Here is a 24,577-nt window from a genome sequence, read left to right on the forward strand (position 1 = left end):
CGCGAACAACGGATAGCCTGAGATAAGGACCCGTCCCCGCAGGTCCATTGCCAAGCCGGAGGCCACCATGACCGAACCACGCTTCACTGTAGAGACGGCCCAGGTCTTGGCCGAGGTGGCCCACAACCGCCAGAAGGACAAGCTCAAGCGGCCGTATCGGGAGCACGTCCTGGCCGTTGGCGATGCCCTGGCCGACTTCGACGAGGACATCCGGATCGCCGGCTACCTGCATGACATCGCCGAGGACACGCCCATCACCAGGCAGGCATTGTTGGAGATGGGCGTGTCTGAGCGGGCACTCGCCATCATCGAGCGCGTCACCCGCCGCTTCCACGACGATCCCGATGATTACGACGCCGGCATCCGTTACGTCGCCGAGGACCACGACGCCACCTTGGTGAAGATAGCGGACAACGCCCACAACTCCCTGCCAGAGAGGGTCCAGGCCCTCGCAGAGAAGTGGCCGGACAAGCCGCCCGTAACCCGCTACGCCCAGGCCCGCCCAGTGCTTTACAGGGCAGTACCACGCGAGGAAGTGCAGCGGATTCTCGAGCGAATCAACCCGTATCTGCTTGATGAACTGGACGAGATCGTTCCCGAGTAGTCAGCCGGCCGCAGCTTCCAGGCGTCGGAGAGCCGCCGCCCTGCCCTTGTGCCCGCGCCGTTCGTCGTACGCAATGGATAGTCCCAGGACCAGCATCATTTCCAGCATGCACGCAGGGACGGAGGCACCGGCCGCGGCCATGGCGATACTTCCCGCCAAGCCGACCACCACCGCAGTGGTGCTCCACAGCAGTTCGCGGTCCGGACTGAGCATGATGCTGTACAGCGTGGTCAGGGAAACCTTGAACAAAATGATGGGGATGGCTATGGAGGCGACGGCGGCCGCTCCACTGATGTGTGCCTCGTGGTCGATGAAGTAGGCGGCGATATGGAGCCCCGCGCCGGTGGCGGCGATGGTGGCGAAGATGAACATGTGTCCGTAGCCGAATACCCATGAGCGGTGCCGTTGGAAATGGAGTGCTGGGCCCGCGGGCAATATGAAGTAGATCCACCACATGGCGAACGCCAACCCCGTGCCGCTGAAGCCAACCAATGCGGCATCCAGGGTCCAGCCATGCAGAGCAACGATCGCCCGCAGTGTTTCGATGGCACCGATCAGGCACTCACCCAGGGCAATGATGGCCAGGAGGCCGTACCTTTCAGCAATGTGGTGCGCATGCCAGGGTGTGTTGGCTTTGCGTTCGGCCAGTCCCGGCACCGACATTTCCAGGACAAACAAAGGGGCGGCAAGCAGGAAAGTAGTGAGTACGTCGGTGTCGATCAGCAACGCCGCGATCCAGCCCAGTTGTACCAACGCAAGGTACTTGGCGTAGCGCAGGCACGTTTCGCGGCGTTCGGGATCCTGGCGTGCCGCGCGTAGCCACTGGAAGATCAGGGCAACGCGCATGATGATGTAGCCGATGAGGATGGCCACGTTGTTGACGTGGTCGCCTTCAACCAGTGAATGGAACATCGGCTCGATGCCCATGGCAAGAATGAGGACGCCCACCATCTGGATCATGGTGACCACCCGGAACACCCAGTCATCGGTGTCGTAGGCGCTCGCAAACCACGAAAAGTTCACCCATGCCCAGATCACCGCGAACATGGCGTAACAGAATCCGAGCAAACCCGGTCCGAAGTGGGCTTCGGCTACGGCATGAGCGAACTGGTTTCCGGCGACCCCGAAGGCGATAACAAACGTGAGGTCGAAGAACAGCTCAAGCGGGGTTGCAGTTCGATGCTTCTCATGGGGATCGCGGCCGCCCATCCGGGAGAGGGCATGGCGAAGGGGGTTCGTGGACATGGCTCAAAGATTACCGCTGCCAACGTTCGCCGCGTTGTGATCGCTGGAATGCGTCCAGGTCGCCCGGAAAATACCGGCGGTCTGGCAGCGTTCCCGCGAACTCGTTGCCGAGACCCCTACACGCGGCCCAGGACGTCGATGTCTTCCAGGAAATCCTGGTGCACTTCGGCGCTCACAGTGGTGCGGGTGTCGGCGATGGCATCCAGGTAGTCCTGCGTGACCGGGCCCTTCCGCCCGTTGGGGGCGGCAGCACCGTCGTCGTACACGGCTTTTTCCAAAGCCCGCTGGGAGGCGCTGCGCGCCGCGAACTCGATATCCGCCGGGGAGAAACCCTCGGTCCTGTCCACCAACAAAGAGATGTCCACCGAGTCCACCACGGATGCCGGGATGAATCGCTGCCACATGGCCTCACGGGCATGGACGTCGGGTAGCCCGATGGGGATGACGTAGTCGAAGCGGCCGTGCCGGAGGAACGCAGTGTCCAGCGCCCGGATGAAGTTGGTGGCGCAGACCAGCAAGCGGCCGGGCTGTTCGCGGAAGGCCGGGATGATCTTCAGGAGCTCGTTGGTGACGCCCTGCAGCGGCGACGGCGGATCACCGGCACGCTGGGAGGCGATCTCCTCCACCTCGTCGATGAATACCACGGCGTGCTCCAGCTCGGCGATTTCAAGGAAGGTTTCACGCAGCGCACCGGCCAAACCCTTGGGATCGGCAGCCAGGCGGGATGGGAAGACCTCCACGAAGGGCCACTCCAGACGCGACGCAATGGCCTTGGCGAAAGTGGTCTTGCCCGTGCCCGGAGGACCGAACAGCACCACGGCGCGCGGGGGCACCACACCGTATTCATCGGCGAGGTCGGCCTCGGCCAACGGGAGCACCAGGCGGCGTTCCAGCAATTCCTTCTCGCGGCGCATGCCCGCCACGTTCTCCCAGAGATCCCGCGCCAGGATCCGCCCGCCGAGCAGGCCCAGCGCGCCGAGCTCCTGGCGCTGCACAGGGATGGTCCGCTCAAAGTAGCGCAGGTTCTTCTTCACGACGAAGCCGCGGCCCAGGAACGCCTCAACACGGGTCTCGGTTTCGGGCATCAGCGCCGACAGCTTGTTGAGACCGTGCGGTGCCATGCGGTTTTCGACGGCGGACAGCAGCGAAGTGCCGATGCCGCGGCCCCTGAACTCGGTGAGGGTGGCCAGGAAAACGATCCAGCCTTGGTCGTGGGCGGCACGTCCGACGGCGGCACCCACCACTTGCTCGCCCTGGACCGCCACCACGGCATGGTCTTTCTCGCAGGACGCCAGGACCTCGGACAACGCGTAGACCGGCTCCACGCCATCGGCCTTGAGGGACTCCCAGAGGTGCAGGATCCCGTCGAGATCGGACGAGTGGAAGTCCCGGATGCGCCAATTGGTCATGAGTTTTCTCCTGGGGCTGTCAGTGAGTCGCCGTTGATTCCTTGGAGTTGAGCATAGGCGAACCGGCTGTCCGGGACGTTGCAAGCGCGTTGCGTTACGCAACCGGGGCGCGACGGCGGCCTGTCGCCACCCGCTTGAGTCCCGCCGTCGTACCTCCCGCCTAAGATGGGGCCGAATGGTCGGTTGCTACCCACGTTGCCAGGGGGAATGGTGTTTTCGTTGACGAAGATTGCGGGAGGCGGCGCCGCAGCAGCCTTGGCCGCAGTGCTGGTCGGGGCATCCTTGGCACCCTCCGCTGAGGCAGCGGACCCGGAAGACGTGCAAGTGTACGGCCACCCGATTGTCGGTGCGGTGCTGTCCGTGGAGGGGGCGCCGGCGTTCTTCGCCAACTGCGGTGGCAGCGGCGAGGCCAGCTATTCCATCCAGTGGCTGCGGGATGGCGAGCCCTTGGATGCGAGGACCCCCTATTCCCCTTACCTTCTGCCGCTGGAGGCCGCAGACCTTGGCAGCCGGATTTCGGCGGTTGCGACTGGTTCACCCACCAACTGCGCCGGGCTGGAGGTTGTCACTGCAGCATCGGAGGAGATCCGCAAAGAACCAATGCGAGCGGAAGGCTTCACGGGCCGGGGCGTGTTCGAACTGATGGGCCGCCGCAACGACGGAACACTGATGATGTACCTGGGTGCGGACGAGGTCAAGGGCTGGCAGGAGTCACGCCAAGTCGGGCCGGGATGGGGCGGGTTCACCAGGATCTTTGCAGCAGGCGACTTCACCACCGACGGCATCAGCGACCTCATGGCCACTGATGATTCGGGCACGTTGTACCGCTTTCAGGGCACAGGTGATGGCGGCTTCTACACCTACCGCCATGCAGTGGGATGGGGCTGGAACAGCATCGACAAAGTGGTGGGTCCGGGGGACTTCGACGGCGATGGCCTCAACGATCTCCTTGGCAGCGAGGCCAATGGCGATCTGTACGTTTTTCCTTCGCATCCTTGGGGCGGGTGGAGCCCCCGTGTGAAGGTCGGTCAGGGCTGGGATGCCATGGACCTGCTGATCGGACCCGGCGATTTCAACGGCGACGGCGCAGTGGACGTCCTCGCCAAGGACAGGGCCGGAAAGCTGTATCTCTACGGCGGGAACGGGCATGGCGGCTGGCTGGCACCGCAGCAGGTTGGCCAAGGCTGGAACGCATTGACCAGGATCGGCAGCGCAGGGGACTTCAACCGGGACGGCTTCAACGATGTCCACGGCATCAACAGCGCCGGCGACCTGGTGATGTACTACGGCGACGGGCGCGGTGGGTGGAAGGGTGCCGAGACCGTTGGCTGGGGCTGGAACATCTTCAACGGGCTCTACTGAGGCACCAGCCCCAAGTACCTCCTACTGAACCGGCCGCAGCCGCAGACCCTGCATGCCGCCGTCGACCGCCAGCGAGGTTCCCGACGTCGAACCTGACAGCGGACTCGCCAAGTACGCGACGGCGCCGGCTACTTCAGCGGGGTCCACCATCCGGCCGTGCGGCTGGCGGGCGTTCAGGGCGGCGCGCTCGCCGGCAGGATCCGCGGCCGAGTCCAGCAAGCGGCCCACCCAGGGCGTGTCCACGGTGCCCGGATTGACGCAGTTCACGCGGATTCCCTCACGGACGTGGTCGGCGGCCATGGCCAGCGTCAGCGAGAGGACCGCACCCTTGGACGCCGAATAGAGCGCGCGCTGCGGCAAGCCCGCTGTTGCTGCGATGGAGCAGGTGTTCACGATCGCAGCGGCCGGGGATTCGCGCAGGTACGGCAGGGCTGCGCGGCTGACGCGGGCGATGCCCACAACGTTGACGTTGAGGACGCGCAACCATTCGTCGTCGTCGTTCGCGGTGATGTCACCTTGTGCGCCGATGCCGGCGTTGTTGATCACGATGTCCAGGCGTCCGAATTCGGCGGCAACGCGTTCGACGGCGGCACGCACCGAGGCGTCGTCGGCCACATTGCACTGCACACCGAAGTGCGGGCTGGCTTCCGGGTTCAGGTCAAGGACGGCGACCCGGGCGCCACCGTTGGCGAGACGGTCAGCGATGGCCGCGCCGATGCCCGAAGCACCACCTGTCACGAGCGCGGCGAGTCCTTCGAATTCGTTGGCCACGTTTGTTGCCACGGCTTAGGCGCTGGTGCTGGCGAAAGGGGCCGCGTGGGCTGAGCCGGCCTGTGCTGCGCCGGCCTGGGCGCGGAAGAACTCCTGGCGCTGGCGGCCCAATCCGTCGATCTCCAGTTCCACCACGTCGCCGGGCTGGATAAAGGGGAAGCGGCCGGACAGGGCAACGCCCTCGGGAGTGCCGGTGATGATCACATCGCCTGGTTCCAGGACCATGTACTGGCTGAGGTGGTGGACGATCGTAGCGGGGCCGAAGATCATGTCCGAGGTACTGGAGTCCTGCCGGGCTTCCCCGTTGACCAGCGTCCGGAGGCGGAGGTCGCCGGCGTCGATGTCGCCTGCGGGCACCAGCCATGGGCCCAGGGGCGTGGAGCCGGGAAGGGTCTTGCCCTTGGTCCACTGACCCGCGGCGCCGGGGATCTGGTAGTCGCGTTCCGAGAGGTCATTGGCCACTGCGTATCCAGCGATGCAGTTTTCCGCCTCTTCCATTGAGGAAAGGTATGACGCTTCCTTGCCGATCACGATGGCCAGTTCCACTTCCCAGTCGTACTTTTCCGACGACGGCGGGATGGGAGCGGCGTCGAACGGGCCGGCGATGGTGTTACTTGGCTTAAGGAACACGACGGGAACCTCGGGCGGCGTCGCACCGGATTCGGCGGCGTGGGCGGTGTAGTTCAGGCCGATGGCCACCACCGCGCCCGGACGCGCGACGGGCGCGCCGATACGCAGCCCCTCGGCGGAAATTTCCGCGAGTTCCCCGTTCTCAAGGGCTGCACGGGTGCGTTCGATGCCGTCCGAGGCGAGGAATCCGCCGTCGATGTCCTGCGTGAGGGTGGCGAGGCTGAAGTATTTTTCGACGCCGTGTGCGTCCTGGGCGATGACGGCCGGTTGTTCGTTTCCGGCCGTCCCCAGCCTGGCGAATTTCAAGGTCATGGCTTCCTCCGTGCGTTCGGGACTAACATCCGAGCTCTAGTGTGGTGTTTTCCCCCATAATACGGAAATGTGACCCATTGACAAGGCATACATCCGATGTTTAGCTTCAACGAAGAAAAGCGACGCAGCCAGGAGCCCCATGAGCATCATTACCGCCCTCGAAACATTCGATATCCGCTTTCCTACTTCCCGGGACCTGGATGGTTCCGACGCCATGAATCCGGACCCGGACTACTCAGCCGCGTACCTGATCATCCGGACCGACGCCGGGGACGGGCATGAAGGCCATGGCTTCGTCTTCACCATCGGCCGTGGAAACGAGGTGGAAACCGCCGCCATCGATGCTTTGCGCGGCCACATCCTCGGCGCTGGCGTTGAGGCTCTGCTGGATGACATGGGAGCCACCTGGAAACTCCTTGCCCACGACTCCCAACTCCGCTGGCTCGGACCCGAAAAGGGCGTCATGCACATGGCCATCGGTGCCGTCGTCAACGCCCTTTGGGACTTGAAAGCCAAGCGCGCCGGACTGCCCCTCTGGGAGCTGCTCGCAGGCATGGCGCCGGAAGAAATCGTGGCACTGGTGGACTTCCGCTATCTCACCGACGCCCTCACCCCGGAAGAAGCACTGGCCATCCTCCGCGCCGCGGAACCCGGAAGGGAGCAACGGAAGGTGGCCCTTCGCGCTGAAGGCTACCCGGCGTACACCACGACGCCGGGCTGGTTGGGTTACAGCGACGGGAAACTGACGCGGCTGGCGAAGGAAGCTGTGGCTGACGGCTTCGAGCAGATCAAGTTGAAGGTGGGTGCGTCCCTGGAGGACGACATCCGACGGGTGCGCGCGGCGCGGGCAGCGGTGGGGCCGGATATCAGGATCGCCGTGGATGCCAACCAGCGTTGGGACGTGCAGGAAGCCATCGAGTGGATGGCCCACCTTGCCCCCTTCGACATCGCCTGGATCGAAGAGCCCACCAGCCCGGATGACATCCTGGGCCACGCCGCCATCGCCCGTGCAGTGGCACCCATTCCAGTGGCAACAGGTGAGCACGTCCAGAACCGGGTGGTGTTCAAGCAAATGCTCCAGGCGGGCTCGCTCCAGGTCCTGCAGATCGATGCGGCGCGGGTGGCGGGAGTGAACGAGAACATCGCGATCCTCCTCCTGGCCGCGAAGTTCGGGGTGCGCGTGTGTCCGCACGCCGGCGGGGTGGGGTTATGCGAGGCCGTGCAGCATTTGTCCATGTTTGACTTCGTCGCTGTCTCGGGGACCAAAGAGGACCGGACCATTGAGTTCGTGGACCATCTGCATGAACACTTCACCACACCGGTGGAGGTGCACGGCGGCGCGTACTGGCCGCCGTCGAATCCTGGTGCCGGAAACGAAATGCTCCGTGAAACACTGGCCGCGTACAGCTTTCCCGACGGCCCGGTATGGAAGGAAACCCAGTGATCCAGCACGCTCCGTGGTTCGAGGAAGCCCGACTCGGGATGTTCGTGCACTGGGGTATCTACGCCCTGCCCGCGCGGCACGAGTGGGTCATGAACCGGGAAGAGATCACCGCGGAGGAGTATTCAAAGTACTTCCGCCGCTTCGACCCTGACTTGTACGACCCCCGCGAATGGGCCCGCGCGGCCCGCGCGGCAGGCATGAGATACGTGGTCCTCACTACCAAGCACCACGACGGCTTCTGCCTGTGGGACTCTGCACTGACCGACTACAAGGCCACCAACACCCCCGCAGGCAGGGACCTCATCCAGCCTTATGTAGAAGCACTTCGCGCCGAGGGGCTGAAGGTGGGTTTCTACCATTCACTCGTCGACTGGCACCACCCCGACTTCACCATTGACGGGGTACACCCCCAACGCAACGCGGTCGACGTCGAAAGCCTCAACGCCGGTCGCGACATGGCCCGCTACCGCGAGTACCTGCACGGCCAGGTGCGTGAGCTCCTGAGCAACTACGGCCTCATCGATTACCTGTTCTTCGACTTCTCCTACGCAGGCCTGGGGCACGCGGAGTTCTGGGGTGGCAAGGGACGGAAGGACTGGGACTCGGAGGCGCTGCTGGCCATGGTCAGGGAGCTGCAGCCGGGCATCGTGGTCAACGACCGCCTGGACATCCCCGGCGACTTTGCCACGCCGGAGCAGTACCAGCCCGCCGGCCCCATGATGCTCGACGGCGAACCGGTCACCTGGGAGGCATGCCAGACCCTGAACGGCAGCTGGGGGTACGACCGCGACAATCAGAACTACAAGTCAGTGGACCTGCTCATCCGGATGCTGGTGGACGGCGTTTCCAAGGGCGGGAACCTGCTGCTCAACGTAGGCCCCACCGGCAGGGGCACCATTGATCCGCGGGCGCTGGAGTCGCTTGCGGGGATAGGGAAATGGATGGAACTGCACTCCCGCTCCATATACGGTGCCGGCGTGTCACAGTTCACCGCGCCATCCGATGTCCGCTACACCCAGCGCGGGGACAGGCTTTATGTTCACCTGTTCGCTTGGCCCTTTGAATACGTCCACCTTCCTGGCCTGGCCGGGAAGGTGGAATACGCCCAGCTGCTCAATGACGCGTCGGAAGTGTTCCTTCTCGAGGTGGACGCGGACCAGCAGGCCATGAACATGACCCCGGGAGGCCAGCCGCCGGGAACACTGACCATCAAGTTGCCGGTGCAAAGGCCCGACGCGGCAGTCCCGGTGCTGGAGCTCTTCCTCAAGCCCGCCGTGGAACCGACGGTCAGCCATGGTTGAGAGCATCGCCCTGCACACCAGGCTCAAACCGGGCACGGAAGATGAGTACGCCGACGCCCACGCGCACATCCCTCCGGAACTCGTGTCCGCGCTGAAGGAAGCCGGCGTTCGGAACTGGCGGATCTGGCGCAGCGGACTCGACCTCTTCCATGTAGTGGACGTGGACGACTACCAGGCGATGCGGCATGCGCTCGCCGACCATCCAGCCAATGTGCCGTGGCAAGCCCGGATGGCTGAACTTTTGGACGTCCAGGACGATTACTCCGGGACGGATACGGGTATCGGGAAAGTATGGGAACTGCCGTGAACTCACTCGACCTCCACAGGCTGGGCAGGCTCGGCTTCGGCGGGGCCGGGATCGGAAACCTGTACCGCGCCATCCCGGACGGTGAAGCCCTTGCCACGGTGCTGGCCGCCTGGGACACAGGAGTCCGATACTTCGACACCGCGCCGCACTACGGCCTTGGCCTGTCGGAGCAGAGACTCGGCGCCGTCCTGCGGGACAAGCCGCGTGATGAGTTCGTCATCTCCACCAAGGTTGGCCGTTTGCTGGAGCCCAACCCCGCCGGCGGGCGCGACTCCGAGGGCTTCGACGTCCCGGCCACAACGCGGCGCGTCTGGGACTTCTCCGAAGCTGGCATCCGACGCAGCATCGAGGAATCGTTGGAGCGGCTTGGGCTTAGCCGCGTGGACATCGTTTACCTGCACGATCCCGACGTCCATGACCTTCAGGCCGGAATCACCCAAGGGTTGCCCGTGCTTGAAAAGCTCCGGTCCGAGGGCCTGGTCTCGGCGATTGGCGTTGGCACGAACTCTGCCGAAGCCGCCCTGGAGTGTATCGAAGCCGCCGACCTTGACCTTGTGATGCTCGCCGGACGCTACACCCTGCTGGAGCAGCCCGACGTTCCCCTGCTTGAACGCTGCAGCCAGCGCCGCACCGGCGTCGTAAGCGTTGGCGCCTATAACTCCGGACTTCTGGCCCGGTCCGACGTCTCCGAGAACGCTCATTACAACTACGCGCCGGCATCGCCGGAGGTCCTGGCACGGGCGCGAAGGCTTGCGGCCGTTTGCCGCGACTTTGGCGTGGAACTTCCGACGGCGGCACTCCAGTTTCCGCTGCGGCATCCGGCCGTAGTGAACGTGACAGCCGGGGCGACTTCCCCTGAACAGGTGGCAAGCAACGTGGCGCGAATGGAAGAGCCAGTCCCCGAGGAACTGTGGGCGGCGTTGGAGGGACTAGGCAGTGATTGATTCGCACCTGCACCTGTGGACCTTGGACACTTTCGTCACCGGCGGGGAGCGGCCCTACTCCTGGCTTGGCCCGCAGCATGGCGTGCTCTTCCGCAGTTTCGGCGAGGAGGAAGCGCGTGAGACCCTGGACGCCGCAGGTGTCAGGGGAGCGGTGCTGGTCCAGGCCGACGACACCGTCGCGGACACCGAAAGCATGCTGGCTGTGGCCTCGCGGAACCCGTGGGTGCTGGGCGTCTTGGGCTGGGTCAAGCTGGATTCGCCGGCTGAAGCCGTTGCCCAATTGGAGGGCTTCGCCGGGCAGCCCGTGTTCAAAGGCGTGCGGCATTTGGTACACAACGATCCCCGCCAGGATTTCCTGGATCTACCCTCTGTCCGGGAATCGCTGGCCTCGGTGGCCCGGCGCGGATTCACCTTCGATGTGCCGGACGCCTTCCCGCGGCATCTGGGGGCGACAGTCCGGCTGGCCCGGGAACTCCCGGAATTGACAGTGGTGCTGGATCATCTGGGCAAGCCGCCGTTGGCTGATCAAGCGGTCATGGGATCGTGGCGGGCTGATTTTATGGCCTTGGGCCGCGAACCGAATGCGGTGGCGAAGCTCTCCGGACTCTGCGTCGCCGACTTGCCGTACAACAGCGCGACGCTTCGGCCGCTGTTCGAGACCGCGCTCGAGGCTTTCGGGGCAGCGCGCCTGATGATCGGCGGCGACTGGCCCGTCAGTACCCTCGGGGCGCCATACGGCCGGACCCTCGACGTACTGCTGGAACTGGTGTCCTCCCTGAGTCCAACGGAGCAGGACTTGATCCTGGAAGGAACAGCCATCCGCACCTACGGGCTGGCAGCCAACCCGCTGGTGGACGCCTAAAGCGCCTGCCGCAGCCAGTTCTCAACGCCACTGATGTGCACTGTCACCAGGGCCCGGACCAGTTCCGCGTCGCCCCGTTCCAAAGCGTCCGCGATGGCACGATGTTCGGCCAGGGTGTGCGCCACGGCCTTTTCCTGCGTCAGGCCCCGCCAGATCCGCGCCCGCACAGTGCTGCTGGACAGTGCTTCCAAGAGGCTGCCCAGGTAGTCGTTGCCTGCGGCCTCGGTGATGATGCTGTGGAATTCGAGGTCGTGCGCCACGAGTTCCTCGACGTCCGTGGTCTCGTCTATTCCGTCCATCGTGGCGCGAAGGGCAGTGAGTCCGTCCGGGGTAATTTTGCCCGCCGCGAGATGGGCCGTGGCAGGTTCCAGGATTCGTCTGACCTCAAACAGTTCAAGGATGGAACGGTCCTGGTGCAGATCCACCACGAACGCCACGGCCTCGTTGAGCAATTTGGCGTCAAGGCTGGTTACGTAGGTGCCGTCGCCGCGGCGGACGTCCAGAACGCGGATCAATTCCAGGGCCTTAACGGCTTCACGGAGCGAACTCCTGGAAAGGCCGAGCCGTTCGCTCAGTTCCTTCTCCGGCGGAAGCCGATCCCCGGCCTTGAGTTCGCCGCGGATCAGCATGTCTTTGATCTTGCTGATCGCCTCATCTGTGACAGCCATGGACCAATAGTAGCCACGAATGATCCGATGTCTGCCTCCGCCGCGTCCGCACCCAAGTAAGTGACAGCACATGCTCTAGTGAGGGGTCATTGGGACAGGTGCTGTTACCCAGTTGGGGGCGTTAACGGGCGACGGCGGCACCCACGGTTCCGCTGTTACGGAACCCGGGTGCCGCCGTCGTGAGTCAGCGGTTGGCTACTTGTCCCCGCCCGGAAGCGGGCGGTTGGCGATCACCGGGGCGCTGCCGGTGTAGCCATCGCGTGTGGCGGCAAGCTCGTGGATCTGCTTGCGGCACAGGAACCAGCCCCACACCATGAGCGCGCAGGCGATCGCGGTGACCAACATGGTGAGCGGTGATTCGATGAACACCATGACCAGGACGCCAGCGAGGAAGACCAACGACAACCATCCCGTGTAAGGGGCGCCGAACAGGCGGAAGGACGGGCGCTTCACCCAGCCCTTGTCGGACCAACGCTTGAGCTGCATCTGGCACAGGACAATGGTTGCCCAGGTGACGATGATGCCCACGGAAGCCACGTTCAGAACGATTTCGAAGGCGTCGGACGGGACCAGGTAGTTCAGCGGAACACCGAGCAGGGAAACGCCGGCGGTGATGGCGATGCCACCGTAGGGAACACCGGCCTTGTTCATGCGCTGTGCGAACTTCGGAGCCGAGCCGGCCACGGACATGGAGCGGAGGATACGGCCGGTGGAGTAGAGCCCGGCGTTCAAGGAGGACAGCGCCGCGGTGAGGACCACGAGGTTCATGATCACGTCTACGCCCTGGACGCCGATGGAGCCGAAGAACGTCACGAACGGGCTGACGCCCTTCTGGTACGAGGTGTACGGGAGCAGCAGTGCGAGCAGGATGACCGAGCCAACGTAGAAGACTGCGATACGGAAGACCACGGAGTTGATCGCCTTGGGCATGATCTTCTCAGGGTTGGGCGTTTCGCCGGCTGCGGTACCAACGAGCTCGATGGATGCGTAGGCGAACAGCACACCCTGCATGAGGATGATCATCGGCAGGATTCCGTTGGGGAACACGCCGCCGTTGTCCGAGAGGAGGCTGAAGCCCACTGTCTGGCCATCCACCGGAGTGCCGAAGATGACGAAGTAGGTGCCCACCAGCAGGAACGCCACCAGGGCGGCAACCTTGACCAGCGCGAACCAGAACTCCATCTCACCGAAGACCTTCACGGAAACCAGGTTCAGGCTCAGCACCACTACCAGTGCGATGAGGGCCCATGCCCACTGTGGAACGGCGCCCATCCAGGGGATGTATTTGCCGAAGAAGTTCATGTAGAGGGCCGCGGCTGTGATGTCCACGATGGTGGTGGTAGCCCAGTTGATCCAGTAGAACCAGCCCGAGACGAAAGCAGCCTTCTCGCCGTAGAACTCACGGGCGTAGGAGACGAACGAACCCGAGGACGGGCGGTGGAGCACCAGTTCACCCAGTGCGCGGAGGATCAGGAAAGCGAAGAAGCCACAGACGGCGTACGCGATTACCAGGGAAGGGCCAGCTGCGTTGAGGCGGCCACCTGCGCCGAGGAACAGGCCGGTGCCGATTGCGCCACCGATCGCGATCATCTGGATCTGTCGGGGCTTGAGGTCCTTGTGGTAGCCGGAGTCCTCTTTGTGGAGGGCTTTCTCACTGGCATGCGCTTGGGCCGGAACCGTGTGGTCGGTGATGGGATTGGTCATTGGAATCCTTAGGAGTGTCCTGTTGGGGTTGTCCTGGGTGCGGCCGGCGGGGGTCCGGGCACACAAGACAGCGCCTCGATTGGGTATGCCTCATCGGGCGGGACGGCTGACTGAAGCCGCTGGGCTTTTGGCCGGGCTTATTTGCTCAGGTTGGCCAGGCGTTCTGGACTGAGCAAATCTTCGAGCTGTGCAGCGGTCAGGAGACCGTGCTCGAGAACGAGTTCTGCCACACCCTTGCCCGTTGCCAGCGCCTCCTGGGCGATAGCGGTGGCGGAGGCGTAACCGATGTGGGGGTTCAATGCCGTGACGAGACCGATCGACTGCTCCACGGTAAGCCGTAGCCGCTCGGTATTTGCGGTGATGCCCCGGACGCAGCGTGCCGTAAGGGTGCGGCACGCTGCTTCCAGGTGGGAGATGCTCTTGTGCAGGCTGTGCACAATGATCGGTTCGAAGGCATTGAGCTGGAGCTGGCCTGCCTCCGCGGCCATGGTGACGGTGACATCGTTTCCGATGACTTCGTAAGCCACCTGGCTGACCACTTCCGGGATCACCGGATTGATCTTGCCGGGCATGATCGACGAACCGGACTGGACAGCCGGAAGGTTGATCTCGCCCAATCCCGCGCGCGGTCCGGAGGACAGCAGGCGGAGGTCGTTGCAAATCTTGGAAAGCTTCACTGCCACGCGCTTCAGGACACCGGAAAGGTGTACGAAAGCTCCCACGTCCTGGGTGGCCTCAATGAGGTCTGCGGCGGTGAGCAAAGGAAGGCCGGTAATTTCGGCCAAGTGCCGGCAGGCAGCTTCTGCGTAACCGACAGGGGCGTTCAGGCCCGTGCCGATGGCCGTGGCGCCAAGGTTGATCTCGTGGATGAGCATGTGGGACTCGTCCAGGCGTGCACGGTCCTCGCCAATGGTCACGGCGTAACCGCCGAACTCCTGGCCAAGGGTCATGGGAACCGCGTCCTGCAACTGCGTCCTGCCCATCTTCACCACGGTCCGGAACTCCCGGCCCTTCTCGGCGAAAGCTACTTCCAGTTCCTCGAGGGCTTCCAGGAGTTCCTTCACGGAGAAGATCGTGGCGAGGTTCACCGCCGTCGGGTAGACGTCGTTGGTGGACTGGCTCAGGTTCACGTGGTCGTTAGGGTGCAGCTTGGAGTATTCGCCCTTGGGGTGCCCCAGGATTTCCAGCGCACGGTTGGCGATGACCTCGTTGGCGTTCATGTTGGAACTGGTTCCCGCGCCGCCCTGGATCACGTCCACCATGAACTGCTCTTGCAGCATGCCGTCCATGATGTCCTGGCAGGCCTGTTCGATGGCGTTCGCACGCTCGGCGTCCAAGAGGCCAAGCTCGTGGTTGGTCCGGGCGGCGGCCTGCTTTACGGCAGCCAGCCCGCGGACCAGATGCTTGTTGGTGGAGAGCGGCTGCCCGGTGATAGGGAAATTCTCGATGGCCCGGAGAGTGTGCACTCCCCAGTAGGCGTCCGCGGGTACATCGCGATCGCCCAGCAGGTCATGTTCGGTACGGAGGGGGATCGCCTGATCGACGGTGGTCATAGCTGTCCTTGGTTTAGTTGCTGAAAATTCGGGCTGCACGGAGTTCACCGACCGGAAGGCCGCCACCCAGCACAGGTGGGCTCTGAAGCGTGTCCAGGCTGCCGCCGTCGACACCCAGACTGCGGAGGACCTCAACGGTGACCGGCATGCGGGCGCGATCGCCGCCGTCGGAAATCTTTACCGCCAGTCCGGTGCCGTCCGGAAGGCCGACCAGTTGGAGTCCCTCGAAGCCATCCTTCGCGAGCAGGCCCGGGACCGCCCGCATGAGGGCTGTGACGTCGCGGCCTTCGCCGGCCACCATGTCCGGGAAGCGGCGCATCGCGTGGGCAACCTTGCCCTCCCGGGTGTCCTGTTCGGCCGCGGCAAGGCGGCCATAAGCGCGGGCCATGCCATGCAGCGAGTGGGCGAACAGCGGGGTGCCGCACCCGTCCGTGCTGACGGCGGCTGCTTCCTCGCCGGTCAATTCGGTGATGGTGTCGCGGACCAGGACCTGCAGCGGGTGCTCCGGGTGCAAATAGCCCTCCACAGGCCAGCCGTTGATGACGCAGACGGCGGTCATGGAGGCATGCTTCCCCGAGCAGTTCTGCGCGATGTGGGTGGGGCCGTTGCCCTGGCGGAGCCATTCTTCGCGTTCTGCGACGCCGTAGGGAAGGTCGGTGCTGTTCGCCAAGGCTGCTTCCGTGAGGCCATGGAGCTTCAGGATTTCAGCGGCGCCGTCGCGGTGCATCTTTGCGCCGGAGTGGCTGGCGGCCGTGAGTGCGAGGAGGTTCTCGGGGATGTCGAGCCCGGCCTTGAGCAGTGCGACGGCTTGCAGCGGCTTCAGGCTTGAGCGCGGGTACATGGGGGCGTCCGGCTGGCCGGCCTCGATGACGCTGCTGCCGTCCGCGGCAAGCGCGATCAGCGAGCCGTAGTGGACGCTCTCCACGAGTCCGTCGCGGGTTACTTCGACGAGCGGGACGTGGTTGGGGGCTGTTGCTTCGTGTGCCGGTGCTTCGTGGGCGGCTTGGGCAACCTGGGCTTCGTGTGCCGGTGCTTTGGGGGCGGGCATGGTGGCAGTTTCCTTAGGGTGTGTCATTTGCTGAGGATTGTGTCCAGTGCCACGCTGACGGCCTGCAGGTGGGCGGCCATCGCTTTGCTTGCGGCTTCGGAGTCGCCTGCTTCAATCGCATCGAGGATGGCGACGTGTTCATCGTCCGAGCGGTGTTGCCGATCGGCGACGAGGTTCAGGGTTTCGGACTGGTGGGCCAGGGCTTCGCGGATATCTGAGACTACGCTCGCGAACACACGGTTTCCACTGGCGCGCGCCACGGCCGAATGGAAGCTGGCGTCCAGGTTCACCCAGGCTTCGGGATCGTTCTCGTTGAGCATTTCCTGGATGATGTCCTTCAGGTGCTCTAGCTCCTCTTCGGTCCTTCTCTCAGCCGCGAGTCCAGCAGCCGGAATTTCGATGTGAGGACGCGCTTCGTTAAGATCGCGTGCGCTGTACTGACCCAAGGTAAGGTCGTTAGCAACCTTGTTGGCCACAATGAACGTTCCCTTGCCGGTCTTGGTGACAGTGAGGCCCAATGTGTTGCACGATCTCAGTGCTTCCCGAATGACCGAGCGGCTTACGCCGTACTGGGCAGCAAGGGTCGCTTCGGAACTCAGCTTGGTGCCGATATCGAACTGTCCGCCCTCGATGGCGCGCCGCAGCGCAGCAAAGACGGCCTCAGCTGCGGAAATGCGCGAGATGGGCATATGCGCAGAGTGGCCGCTCTGGGGCTCTTGCTGTCCGGCTGTCCGGCTGTCTGACAGGTTCACGCTTCGAATATGGCACGGGTCACAAGAGGCTGTCAACGCTGAAAGGCTTGCTTCACGGTTTGGGGACTGGTAGTGGGATCACCACAATGGATCATGCACTTCTCCAAAAAGTCCCTCACCGAGGACGGTTTCACCGGATTCCGGCCACTCGACGAACTCGATCCCATGCGGATACCCCAAGGTCCGGGCGTGTTCGTGATCCTGCGGCGGGGTGACTTTGAGCCTGTATTTCTGAGCAAGAGCACGGCCGGAACCTTCAAAAAGAAAGACCCTTCACTCAAACGTGAAGCACTTGAAGCCGAATGGGTTGGCGACGCTTCCGTGCTGTACATCGGCAAAGCCAGTGCCGGCAGCCAGGGCAACCGTGGCCTGCGCAAACAGATCCAGGAGTTTTTGGATTACGGCCGGGGTCGACCAACAGTGGTGTGGGACGCGCGCCTCATATGGCAGCTGCGGGACGCCATGGACCTGACCATCGCCTGGAAGGAACTGCCCCCTTCCGAACTGAACGCTGCCGAAGCCGCCTATCACGCCTCTTTTGTGGCTGCTCATGGCCGCCTCCCGTACGCCAACCTGGTCCAGGCGCGTCCCAGGAAATAGCCCAAGGCGGACGACGGCGGCAGGCGGGTTCCGCCGTCGGCCTCCCGCTGCGGAGGCGATCGGCGGATAATGGCGACCATGACGGCCAGTCGCCCCATTTCAAGCAAAGCCGATAAGCCGCGCGTCACCGTCGAGGTGCCGGTTCTCCGCGTTGGGGCTGGGGTCTCCGACTACGAAGGCCTCAACCGATTCGTTGATTCCCTGCGCAAACCCCAGGGGCTGCACATGACGCTGCTTCACGTGGGGATCCTGGACGAGCTTGCGGCGGACATTGTGGCGTGGACCAAGGGACTGGCAACGCCCGGGAAGGTGCTTCCCGAAATCAGCAGCTGGTTGACGGAGCTGCCTGTTTTGCAGGGATTTCTGGGCAAGTCGGACAAGCTGGTCCCGTTGGGCGGCGGGCGGCTGATGGGGCTCGAAGTGGACGTTCCCCAAGAGGTTCACGACTACCAGGCCCTCCTGGTGCAGGGTTTGCACGTGCTCTTTGACGATCTGGGGCTCGACAACATCGACGACTTCATTCTTGGCTCACCGGCACTGGGCTACAGGTCACCGCGATGGTTACCGCATATCGCCGTGGGGAAGGCCAGATCGCGGCACGAACCGCCCGTGGAGATTGCGCCTGTGGCCCTGGAATTCGGCGATTCGCGGATCCGTCACCGGGAGGCCCTGGTTGGCGGTGATTCTTAGGCGCTCGCCTGTCGCGGTAAGTTGGATATGTCTCCCGCTTACAACCTGAGGACTCCCATGCAACCCCGCGCCTTGTTCCGTACCGTCGCTTTTGCCGAGGCCGTAACGTGGACGCTGTTGCTGATCGGGCTGTTTCTTAAATACGTCACGCAGACCACTGACCTGGGCGTGAGCATCGCCGGAGGTATCCACGGGTTCGTCTTCCTTTGCTACGCCGCTACTGCTGCGTTCACCTGGATCAACCAGAGGTGGACAGTGCGCACGGGTCTCCTTGCCATCTGCTCCGCTGTGATTCCGTATGCCACCATTCCCATGGAGAAGTCGCTGGATCGCCGGGGCCTCCTTGCCGGCGGATGGCGTTTGGCCGCCGGGGGTGAGAAACCGCGGGGATTCCTTGAAAAAGCCCAGGCGTGGGTCCTTCGTAATCCGATCCTCGCCGTCGTGGTGACTCTGGTTGCCGTGGGCGCCGTGTTCAGTTTCCTGCTGCTCATGGGCCCTCCAGGGACTTGGTTCTCCTAAGGCTTCGACTGCGGAAGCATCGGTTCTTCGGAACTGGTGCTTTCTTGCTTTAACACCCTTGTTCTCGCCTCTGCGCGTGCCGCTGCGACTTACTTTGAACACTGGTTGGGTTCTGGCGCGCCGTTGTTGGGGTTTGTCGTGTGGGGTTGGTGGTCAAAGTGGGTGGTGGCAGCCCGTTTCGATTTTTCAAGGGAGTCAGCGTCGGTGGCCTGGAGGTAGTTCGGGCTGGGCCTCGTGTGGCGTTATGACCTTGTTTGAGGTCGGATGGCGTGATTTTCCGGTGGTTTCGAGCTGTTTCGGGTTTAAACCGGGTCAGGAAGCTGCGGTGCCTCGGGACTCTACTTGGGTTCAGTGCCGGGGCAGCCCCAGGAGTTGGGGTTTTGTTGGCAGGTGTCGGCGACGAGGGCTCGTTCTGTTTTCCAGACGTGGATGGTGATTGGCGAGGTGGTGAGGTTCAGGGTTCCGTTGATGGGTAGGGGTGGGCCGTTGTTGACGGAGTAGGTGCCGGTGAAGTTGGTGGTGGCGGTGGCTGGGTAGTTGCCTGTTTCGGTGTAGCTGTGGCTGGTGCGGGTTTGGGTGGTGAGCCATTCGGTTTGGGGGATGGGGTAGCCGGTGGTGGGTGTGGGTCCGAGGGCGGTGCCGTCGCCGTAGGTGTAGGTGTAGCTGGTCGGGGTGGCTGTGAGGTGGACTGCTTGGCCGAGGATGGTGACGTCAAAGGTTTGTGCCGTTGTGCTGGTGTAGAAGTTTGTGGGTGCGCCTTTGAGGGTGTGGGGGAAGGGTTGGGCTTCGAGGGTTCCTGGGTTGATGGGGAGTTGCCGGAAATCGGTGAGGATCCGGGCAGCGATGTCGGCGAGGACGTTCTCCGGTTCCGCCCCGTATAGGCAAACCGGGCCAGTGATTCCCCGATAGTCAGTCCAGTCTGGATTCTCGATAGCTTTCGGCGCTCTTTTCCAGATCACGGGTGTGCCTTGCTCTCCACCCGGTGTTGTCGGCGGGCATTCAAGCCCCTGGCAGCCCAAACCCCCACCGCCGGCGCGACAAAAGGTGTCGGGCTTGTATTGATAGGGATCCTCCGTGGTGGCGGGCTCATTGCCGAGCTTCGTGGAAGGAATGCCTGTGACGGCGTCGATTGTAAACTCGGCCCCGACGGCAATTGAACGGTCAGTGAAGCCAGTCCCTGGATTAGGCGAAGTGTTTGCCCCCGGAAGCAGTACTGGAAGAGCCGTTGCAACACTGAGTAAGGCACCTACGAATGCGGTGCGGTTCACCACGGCGATCATCACCGAATAACCCCGAGGTCACTTACAGACCAAGTTCCATTGGCAAATACTCCAAAGAATGCAGCCGCGTCGTTTGTTTCCGCAGTGGGCTCCCGACCAGCCGAGCCATCCGCATTCATGTAGAGGATCTGCTGCTGCAAAACTTGAACTTTTGCTGACTGGACTGAGTTGGACGGACCCCAAAGTATTTCGATTTTTGGAGTCCGGTACTGCCCGCCGATCAGCCACCGACCATCCGAGTAATTGGTAGCGACTCCCGACAACAGGTCGGTGCAGAGAATGCACGTATTGCGGGAGAGATCTCTTGCCCTTGAAGTCTCTCCTGTTTCATACGCATAACTGAGTTCCTGAAACCAGTACCCAATAAACGCCTCCAGCCCCGCCTTCGAGTTCTCCTTCGCGAGTTCCGGCATTACGGGAACCGGCACGTTTTGGGCCTTGCCATTCGCATCGGCAGGCTTGTAGACACCGGGTGTGCCCGAAGTAGCCGGAACGGGGGTGTCAGACTCGCCTGAGGTGGGCGACGCCGTCGTCGTGCTTGTACCCGAAGGCGTCGCGCTGGGACCAGACCCGCCCTGGCAACCACTGAGAAGCACTGCGGACCCAACCAAGAGGACCGTTGCCCGCACACGTACAGACGACAAAAAGGCATGTGCAAGACGTGGCATGGCAAGCTCCCCAACAGCTGTTCGACGGTGTGGCGGCCAGTCTAAGCAGCGGGCGGGAGAGGATTCACGTCAGAATGGTGGGCCTGTGGATAACCACCTACCCCCGGAGCTTCTCCATGTCCCTACGGTCCTTCTTGGTGGGGCGGCCAGCTCCGCGGTCGCGCTGGGGAAGGCCCAGCTTGGGGGCGACGGGGCGCGGGGGAGTGTGGTCGGTGAAGCAGTGTGAGGCAGCCTCAGCGCCGACTCGTTTGGCGATGAGCCGCCGGACTTCAATGATCCGTTCCCAGCCGGACTCCCGAACGCGGATGGTGTCGCCGATGATCACGCTTTGCGAGGCCTTGACCGGGTTGCCGTTGATGCGGATATGCCCGGCGCGGCAGGCGGCAGTGGCTGCGGAGCGCGTCTTGTAGGCGCGGATAGCCCACAACCAGGCGTCAACGCGAACGTTCGCTGGGGATGAAGACGGAATACTCATGATTGGAACGAGTCTAACGGGGCGGCAAGTTCGCTGCGAGGACGCGGGAAACACATCGAGTTCGCCGGAACGTTCCGGCCTACTCGCAGTGTTCCAGCGCACTCAGCCCACGGAGCGTACTCAGACCACGGAGCCCACGGAGCGCCCCCAGCCTGACCAACCTACCGAACCGTCACCTCAACCCGCTGCGCCATGTTGTTCCCGAGGCCCTGGTAGTTCCACACCTGCTCTGTAGGTTGCAGCGCGCCCGAGGTATCCATCGCCCGGCACCTCAGTACATGCTCGCCCGGACTGGCCACCCACACCATGGACCAGGAGCGCCACGCAAAATCGCCCAAAGGAGCATCAACGTGTGCGGGCATCCACTCGCCGTCGATCCCCACCTCCACCCGCTCCACTTCGCCGTGACCGGACCACGCCCGCCCGTGCAGCATCACCGGGCCCGCATCCACAACGCGCCGCCGAGTGTAGAAGTCCGGAATCCCCGGCGGCACCATCAGCGAGCGGACTCGGATATGGCTGACGGGCAGGCCCGGACCGTCGGGGCCCTGCAGGTAGTGATACGCCACGGCTTGTTGGTACCCCATGAACCTCGACGTCACGGCCTCGATCGACGTCAACCACTTCACGCTCGCCATGCCGTACCAACCCGGGACCAGCAGCCTCAAGGGGAATCCGTGCTGCAACGGCAACGGATTGCCATTCATCGCGTAGGCCAACATGACTTCGGGACGCATTGCTTCAGCGATCGAAAGACTGCGGGCGTATGGCTCTTCGGTCCCGCCTTGAATACCGTTGTCGGCACCGGTGAAAACAAGTTCGACGGCGTCGCGCGCCAGCCCTGCCTCCTCCAGCAAGGGTGCCAGAGGGGTCCCGGTCCACTCGGCCGTGCCCACGGCACCGAGCACCCATGGCTGGCTCAGTGGCCGCGGTTGAAGGAGCGAACGTCCGTTGCCCGCGCATTCAAGCGTGACGGGCAAGGTGACGGCCGGCCGTGCCTTGATGTCCTCCAGGCTCAGCTCCAGGCTGTGGTTGACCGAACCTCCCAAACGCAGGCGCCAGGAGTCAGCCGCAACATGTGGGATGTCGAAATGGATGAGCAGGTAATGCAGCCCGGCCGGGGTGATGTCGTCGTGCAACGCTTCCAGGGGCATCGAGTGGTTCCGCCCGGAGAGTTGCAACTCTTCGTGGGTCAGGGGACCCTCGGTCGGCTGCCCGGGAATGGCGGCTTTTGCAGCTGTTTGTTGAACGTGGTTCTTGGGCATGGGACGGCGGCGTTCTACTCGAAGCTAAACGCTGCGGAGTGCCGCAGCACTTAGGTCAAGGATCACGCGGTGGCCTAAGCCCGTCAATAGCTCGCTGTGTGGCCTGCCCTGCGCTCTATCGGACGCGCGCAAGGCGCAAAGCCGGCCCCACAACGGCGGGAACGGTCACCGGCGTCGTAATTCCGGGTACTCAAGGTGCGGGGCTACGGTGCCGGCGTCGCGCTCGAGGAAGTTGACGGCCGGGGCCACTATGTCATCGATTTCGTCGAGGACGGCTTCGCTGAGCACCACATCTGCGGCCTTCAAGTAATCGGTGAGGTGGTCCTCGGTGCGGGGTCCGATGATCACGCTGGTCACGGCGGGGTGGTTCAAGGCAAAGGCGACAGCCAACTGGATCAGCGTCAAACCGTGCCTCGCAGCGAGCTGGGCAAGGGCGTCGGCCGCGTGCAGCTTGCCTTGGTTGAACGGGGCCGTGACGTCAAAGCGGCCAGGAAGTGCGGAGAACCGCGAACTCTCGGGCTGCCCGGCCCCCAACCGGTAACCGCCGGCGAGCCAGCCGCCGTCGAGCGGTCCGTAGCTCAAAACCCCGACGCCGTACTGCTGGGTGATGGGGAAAACGTCCCGTTCGTTGGCGCGCACCAGGAGCGAATAGGGAACCTGATCCACCACCGGCGGGGTCAGATGGTTGGTGTTGGCAATCCACTGGGCTTCCACAAGCTGGGCGGGGCTGAACACGGACGTGCCGTAGTAGAGGATCTTGCCCTGGCGGATGAGGTCGTTCAGGGTGGTGATGGTCTCCAGCAGATCAGTGTTGTAGTCCGGGCGGTGGGCCTGGTAGAGGTCGATCCTGTCCGTGTTCAAACGCTTCAGGCTGTCCTCGACTGCCCGGACAATCCAGCGCCGGGAGTTGCCGGCATGTGCCGGGTTGGATCCCATTTGTCCGTGGAATTTGGTGGCGAGGAAGACGTCGTCGCGCCGGCTGTGGATGGCTTGGCCCACCACGGTCTCGGCTTCCCCTTGGGAGTAGATGTCCGCGGTGTCGATGCTGGTGATGCCGGCGTCGAGGGCGGCTTTGATGATCCGGATGCTTTCCGCGGGGCCAGTGGGCGCGGCGCCGGTGCCGAAGTTCAGGGTGCCCAGGGTGAGCGGGCTGATCAGGGCGCCAGTGCGTCCAAGCGTTCGTAGCTCGTTGAGGCTCATGTCGGCTTCCTGTGGAGGGATAGTGCTGGCGTCCGAGCCGGGTGTATCGGCCATGGACGGGATGTTCAATCGAGGCTACACACGGCCGGGAGGGGCATAAACGCAAAGGGTAGAACTTCTTCGTTTTTCGTCTTGTGGAGTAATGGACGGGGCCACACTTCGCGACATTTCTTGACACGCAGCAACACAAATGTCTTGCGGATCAACAAATATTGCCGTTCTTCCAAGCGGGTGAATTATGGGAAAGGAACTCAGGAAACGCACGAAAGGGACAGCGGGATGACACAGACCACAGTGGAAGAAACGGCGGCTATCAAGGCGGCTTTTGCGCAGTTCCCGTCGGGAGTCGCAGCCTTCAGTGCGATGGTGGATTTCACCCCGGAAGCATTGGTGGCGTCGTCCTTTACCGTGGGCGTTTCGTTGGAACCTCCGCTGGTCATGTTCGCGGTACAAAACTCCTCCACAACCTGGCCCAAGCTGCGCCAGGCACAGCGACTTGGCGTTTCGGTACTCGCTGAAGGACAGGAGGCCCACGCGCTGCAGCTTGCGTCGAAAACCCGGGACCGATTCGCTGGACTCGACACCAGCGTCAGCGACTCCGGCGCAGTGTTGATCGACGGCGCGGTGCTGGGCTTCGAGTGCGAGATAGTTTCCGAAACGCCTGCCGGGGACCATGCGATCGTGGTTCTTGAGGTCAAGGCAACCACCGTGAACGTAGAGTCAAAGCCACTGATTTACCACGGCGCCGCGTTCCGCCAATTGGCCGCCTAGTTTCGGCCGTTCGTGCTGCTGGTCCCCGCTAGGAGTTGCGGGAAGCGCCGCTGAGCGATCCCTTTTGGGCGGGGCCCTGGGACTTTCCTTTTGTGGAAGGGCCAGGGCCCTGTTTCTTGCCGGTGCCGGCGCCCGCCGTGGCGGAGTTGCCCGCAGCGCTGGCGCGGTCCCTTATACACATCTGACGCTGCCG

The 24,577-nt window shown here is 63.5% G+C and carries 25 protein-coding genes; 11 read left to right on the plus strand and 14 right to left on the minus strand.

All coding sequences use genetic code 11. From position 1 onward, the window contains the following. The first annotated feature begins 67 nt into the window (after positions 1-67). Positions 68-604, plus strand: coding sequence for an HD domain-containing protein (locus PJL15_RS13445; protein ID WP_281451643.1), 537 nt, complete (start codon positions 68-70; stop codon positions 602-604). On the opposite strand, the gene PJL15_RS13450 is transcribed toward PJL15_RS13445, so the two are convergent. Together PJL15_RS13450 and PJL15_RS13455 are read right to left on the minus strand one after the other, a co-directional pair. Next, positions 605-1,849 (minus strand): low temperature requirement protein A, encoded by a 1,245-nt coding sequence (locus tag PJL15_RS13450; protein WP_281451644.1) that lies wholly within the window; start codon positions 1,847-1,849, stop codon positions 605-607. A 116-nt stretch (positions 1,850-1,965) separates the two neighbouring features. Beyond that, positions 1,966-3,258, minus strand: coding sequence for an ATP-binding protein (locus PJL15_RS13455; RefSeq protein WP_281451645.1), 1,293 nt, complete (start codon positions 3,256-3,258; stop codon positions 1,966-1,968). 210 nt (positions 3,259-3,468) lie between these two features. Here PJL15_RS13455 and PJL15_RS13460 point away from each other — a divergent pair, with 210 nt between their 5' ends. Continuing rightward, positions 3,469-4,620 carry an FG-GAP-like repeat-containing protein gene (locus tag PJL15_RS13460; protein WP_432443822.1) on the plus strand — a complete coding sequence of 384 codons (1,152 nt, stop codon included), beginning with the start codon at positions 3,469-3,471 and terminating at the stop codon, positions 4,618-4,620. Positions 4,621-4,641: 21 nt separating this feature from the next. Here PJL15_RS13460 and PJL15_RS13465 read toward each other — a convergent pair whose 3' ends face one another. Further along, on the minus strand, positions 4,642-5,403 hold the full coding sequence (locus PJL15_RS13465) for an SDR family NAD(P)-dependent oxidoreductase (protein WP_281451647.1): 762 nt from the start codon (positions 5,401-5,403) through the stop codon (positions 4,642-4,644). A gap of 3 nt (positions 5,404-5,406) precedes the next feature. Beyond that, complete coding sequence (locus PJL15_RS13470; RefSeq protein ID WP_281451648.1) at positions 5,407-6,333, minus strand: fumarylacetoacetate hydrolase family protein; 927 nt, start codon at positions 6,331-6,333, stop codon at positions 5,407-5,409. A gap of 139 nt (positions 6,334-6,472) precedes the next feature. Between PJL15_RS13470 and PJL15_RS13475 the strand changes: the two genes are divergently transcribed. From PJL15_RS13475 to PJL15_RS13495, 5 genes are read left to right on the plus strand one after another with little or no spacing between them, the layout of a single operon-like run. After that, complete coding sequence (locus PJL15_RS13475; protein ID WP_281451649.1) at positions 6,473-7,777, plus strand: L-fuconate dehydratase; 1,305 nt, start codon at positions 6,473-6,475, stop codon at positions 7,775-7,777. Next, positions 7,774-9,078 (plus strand): alpha-L-fucosidase, encoded by a 1,305-nt coding sequence (locus tag PJL15_RS13480; protein WP_281451650.1) that lies wholly within the window; start codon positions 7,774-7,776, stop codon positions 9,076-9,078. Before PJL15_RS13475 ends, PJL15_RS13480 begins: the two co-directional genes overlap by 4 nt. Next, positions 9,071-9,385, plus strand: a complete 315-nt coding sequence (locus PJL15_RS13485) for an L-rhamnose mutarotase (RefSeq protein WP_281451651.1) — start codon at positions 9,071-9,073, stop codon at positions 9,383-9,385. Before PJL15_RS13480 ends, PJL15_RS13485 begins: the two co-directional genes overlap by 8 nt. After that, positions 9,370-10,329 carry an aldo/keto reductase gene (locus tag PJL15_RS13490; protein WP_281451652.1) on the plus strand — a complete coding sequence of 320 codons (960 nt, stop codon included), beginning with the start codon at positions 9,370-9,372 and terminating at the stop codon, positions 10,327-10,329. Before PJL15_RS13485 ends, PJL15_RS13490 begins: the two co-directional genes overlap by 16 nt. Then, entirely contained in the window at positions 10,322-11,191 is an 870-nt protein-coding gene (locus PJL15_RS13495) for an amidohydrolase family protein (RefSeq protein ID WP_281451653.1), read from the plus strand. The genes PJL15_RS13490 and PJL15_RS13495 overlap by 8 nt, the downstream gene beginning before the upstream one ends. On the opposite strand, the gene PJL15_RS13500 is transcribed toward PJL15_RS13495, so the two are convergent. From PJL15_RS13500 to PJL15_RS13520, 5 genes are all read right to left on the minus strand, one after another. Further along, positions 11,188-11,859 (minus strand): FadR/GntR family transcriptional regulator, encoded by a 672-nt coding sequence (locus tag PJL15_RS13500; RefSeq protein ID WP_281451654.1) that lies wholly within the window; start codon positions 11,857-11,859, stop codon positions 11,188-11,190. The genes PJL15_RS13495 and PJL15_RS13500 overlap by 4 nt on opposite strands. Positions 11,860-12,054: 195 nt before the next feature. Continuing rightward, positions 12,055-13,563: an amino acid permease gene (locus PJL15_RS13505; RefSeq protein WP_281451655.1), complete on the minus strand. Its 1,509-nt coding sequence runs from the start codon at positions 13,561-13,563 to the stop codon at positions 12,055-12,057. Positions 13,564-13,700: 137 nt separating this feature from the next. Then, positions 13,701-15,116 carry an aspartate ammonia-lyase gene (aspA, locus tag PJL15_RS13510; protein ID WP_281451656.1) on the minus strand — a complete coding sequence of 472 codons (1,416 nt, stop codon included), beginning with the start codon at positions 15,114-15,116 and terminating at the stop codon, positions 13,701-13,703. A gap of 13 nt (positions 15,117-15,129) precedes the next feature. Then, the gene (locus PJL15_RS13515) at positions 15,130-16,164 is read right to left on the minus strand and encodes an asparaginase (RefSeq protein WP_432443823.1); all 1,035 of its coding nucleotides are present in this window, start codon (positions 16,162-16,164) and stop codon (positions 15,130-15,132) included. 23 nt (positions 16,165-16,187) lie between these two features. Beyond that, a complete protein-coding gene (locus tag PJL15_RS13520; RefSeq protein WP_281451658.1) occupies positions 16,188-16,916 on the minus strand; it encodes a FadR/GntR family transcriptional regulator in 729 nt (242 codons plus the stop codon). 93 nt (positions 16,917-17,009) lie between these two features. Here PJL15_RS13520 and PJL15_RS13525 point away from each other — a divergent pair, with 93 nt between their 5' ends. From PJL15_RS13525 to PJL15_RS13535, 3 genes are all read left to right on the plus strand, one after another. Beyond that, positions 17,010-17,516 (plus strand): hypothetical protein, encoded by a 507-nt coding sequence (locus PJL15_RS13525; protein ID WP_281451659.1) that lies wholly within the window; start codon positions 17,010-17,012, stop codon positions 17,514-17,516. Between the two features lie 69 nt (positions 17,517-17,585). Further along, positions 17,586-18,206: a hypothetical protein gene (locus tag PJL15_RS13530; protein WP_281451660.1), complete on the plus strand. Its 621-nt coding sequence runs from the start codon at positions 17,586-17,588 to the stop codon at positions 18,204-18,206. A gap of 27 nt (positions 18,207-18,233) precedes the next feature. Beyond that, positions 18,234-18,725 carry a DUF3817 domain-containing protein gene (locus PJL15_RS13535; RefSeq protein WP_281451661.1) on the plus strand — a complete coding sequence of 164 codons (492 nt, stop codon included), beginning with the start codon at positions 18,234-18,236 and terminating at the stop codon, positions 18,723-18,725. 338 nt (positions 18,726-19,063) lie between these two features. On the opposite strand, the gene PJL15_RS13540 is transcribed toward PJL15_RS13535, so the two are convergent. The 5 genes from PJL15_RS13540 to PJL15_RS13560 all read right to left on the minus strand — a co-directional run bounded on the left by PJL15_RS13540 (position 19,064) and on the right by PJL15_RS13560 (position 23,613). Beyond that, positions 19,064-19,684, minus strand: coding sequence for a hypothetical protein (locus PJL15_RS13540; protein WP_281451662.1), 621 nt, complete (start codon positions 19,682-19,684; stop codon positions 19,064-19,066). A 320-nt stretch (positions 19,685-20,004) separates the two neighbouring features. Continuing rightward, positions 20,005-20,673, minus strand: coding sequence for a DUF6318 family protein (locus PJL15_RS13545; RefSeq protein WP_281451663.1), 669 nt, complete (start codon positions 20,671-20,673; stop codon positions 20,005-20,007). Between the two features lie 97 nt (positions 20,674-20,770). Then, the gene (locus PJL15_RS13550) at positions 20,771-21,148 is read right to left on the minus strand and encodes an RNA-binding S4 domain-containing protein (RefSeq protein ID WP_281451664.1); all 378 of its coding nucleotides are present in this window, start codon (positions 21,146-21,148) and stop codon (positions 20,771-20,773) included. A gap of 161 nt (positions 21,149-21,309) precedes the next feature. Next, on the minus strand, positions 21,310-22,413 hold the full coding sequence (locus PJL15_RS13555) for a sulfite oxidase (RefSeq protein ID WP_281451665.1): 1,104 nt from the start codon (positions 22,411-22,413) through the stop codon (positions 21,310-21,312). A 165-nt stretch (positions 22,414-22,578) separates the two neighbouring features. After that, positions 22,579-23,613, minus strand: a complete 1,035-nt coding sequence (locus PJL15_RS13560) for an aldo/keto reductase (RefSeq protein ID WP_281451668.1) — start codon at positions 23,611-23,613, stop codon at positions 22,579-22,581. Between the two features lie 279 nt (positions 23,614-23,892). Here PJL15_RS13560 and PJL15_RS13565 point away from each other — a divergent pair, with 279 nt between their 5' ends. Next, on the plus strand, positions 23,893-24,384 hold the full coding sequence (locus PJL15_RS13565; protein WP_281451666.1) for a flavin reductase family protein: 492 nt from the start codon (positions 23,893-23,895) through the stop codon (positions 24,382-24,384). Positions 24,385-24,577 lie beyond the last annotated feature (193 nt).

It is taken from the genome of Paenarthrobacter nitroguajacolicus, assembly GCF_029952445.1.
Classification (GTDB): Bacteria; Actinomycetota; Actinomycetes; order Actinomycetales; family Micrococcaceae; genus Arthrobacter; species Arthrobacter nitroguajacolicus_B.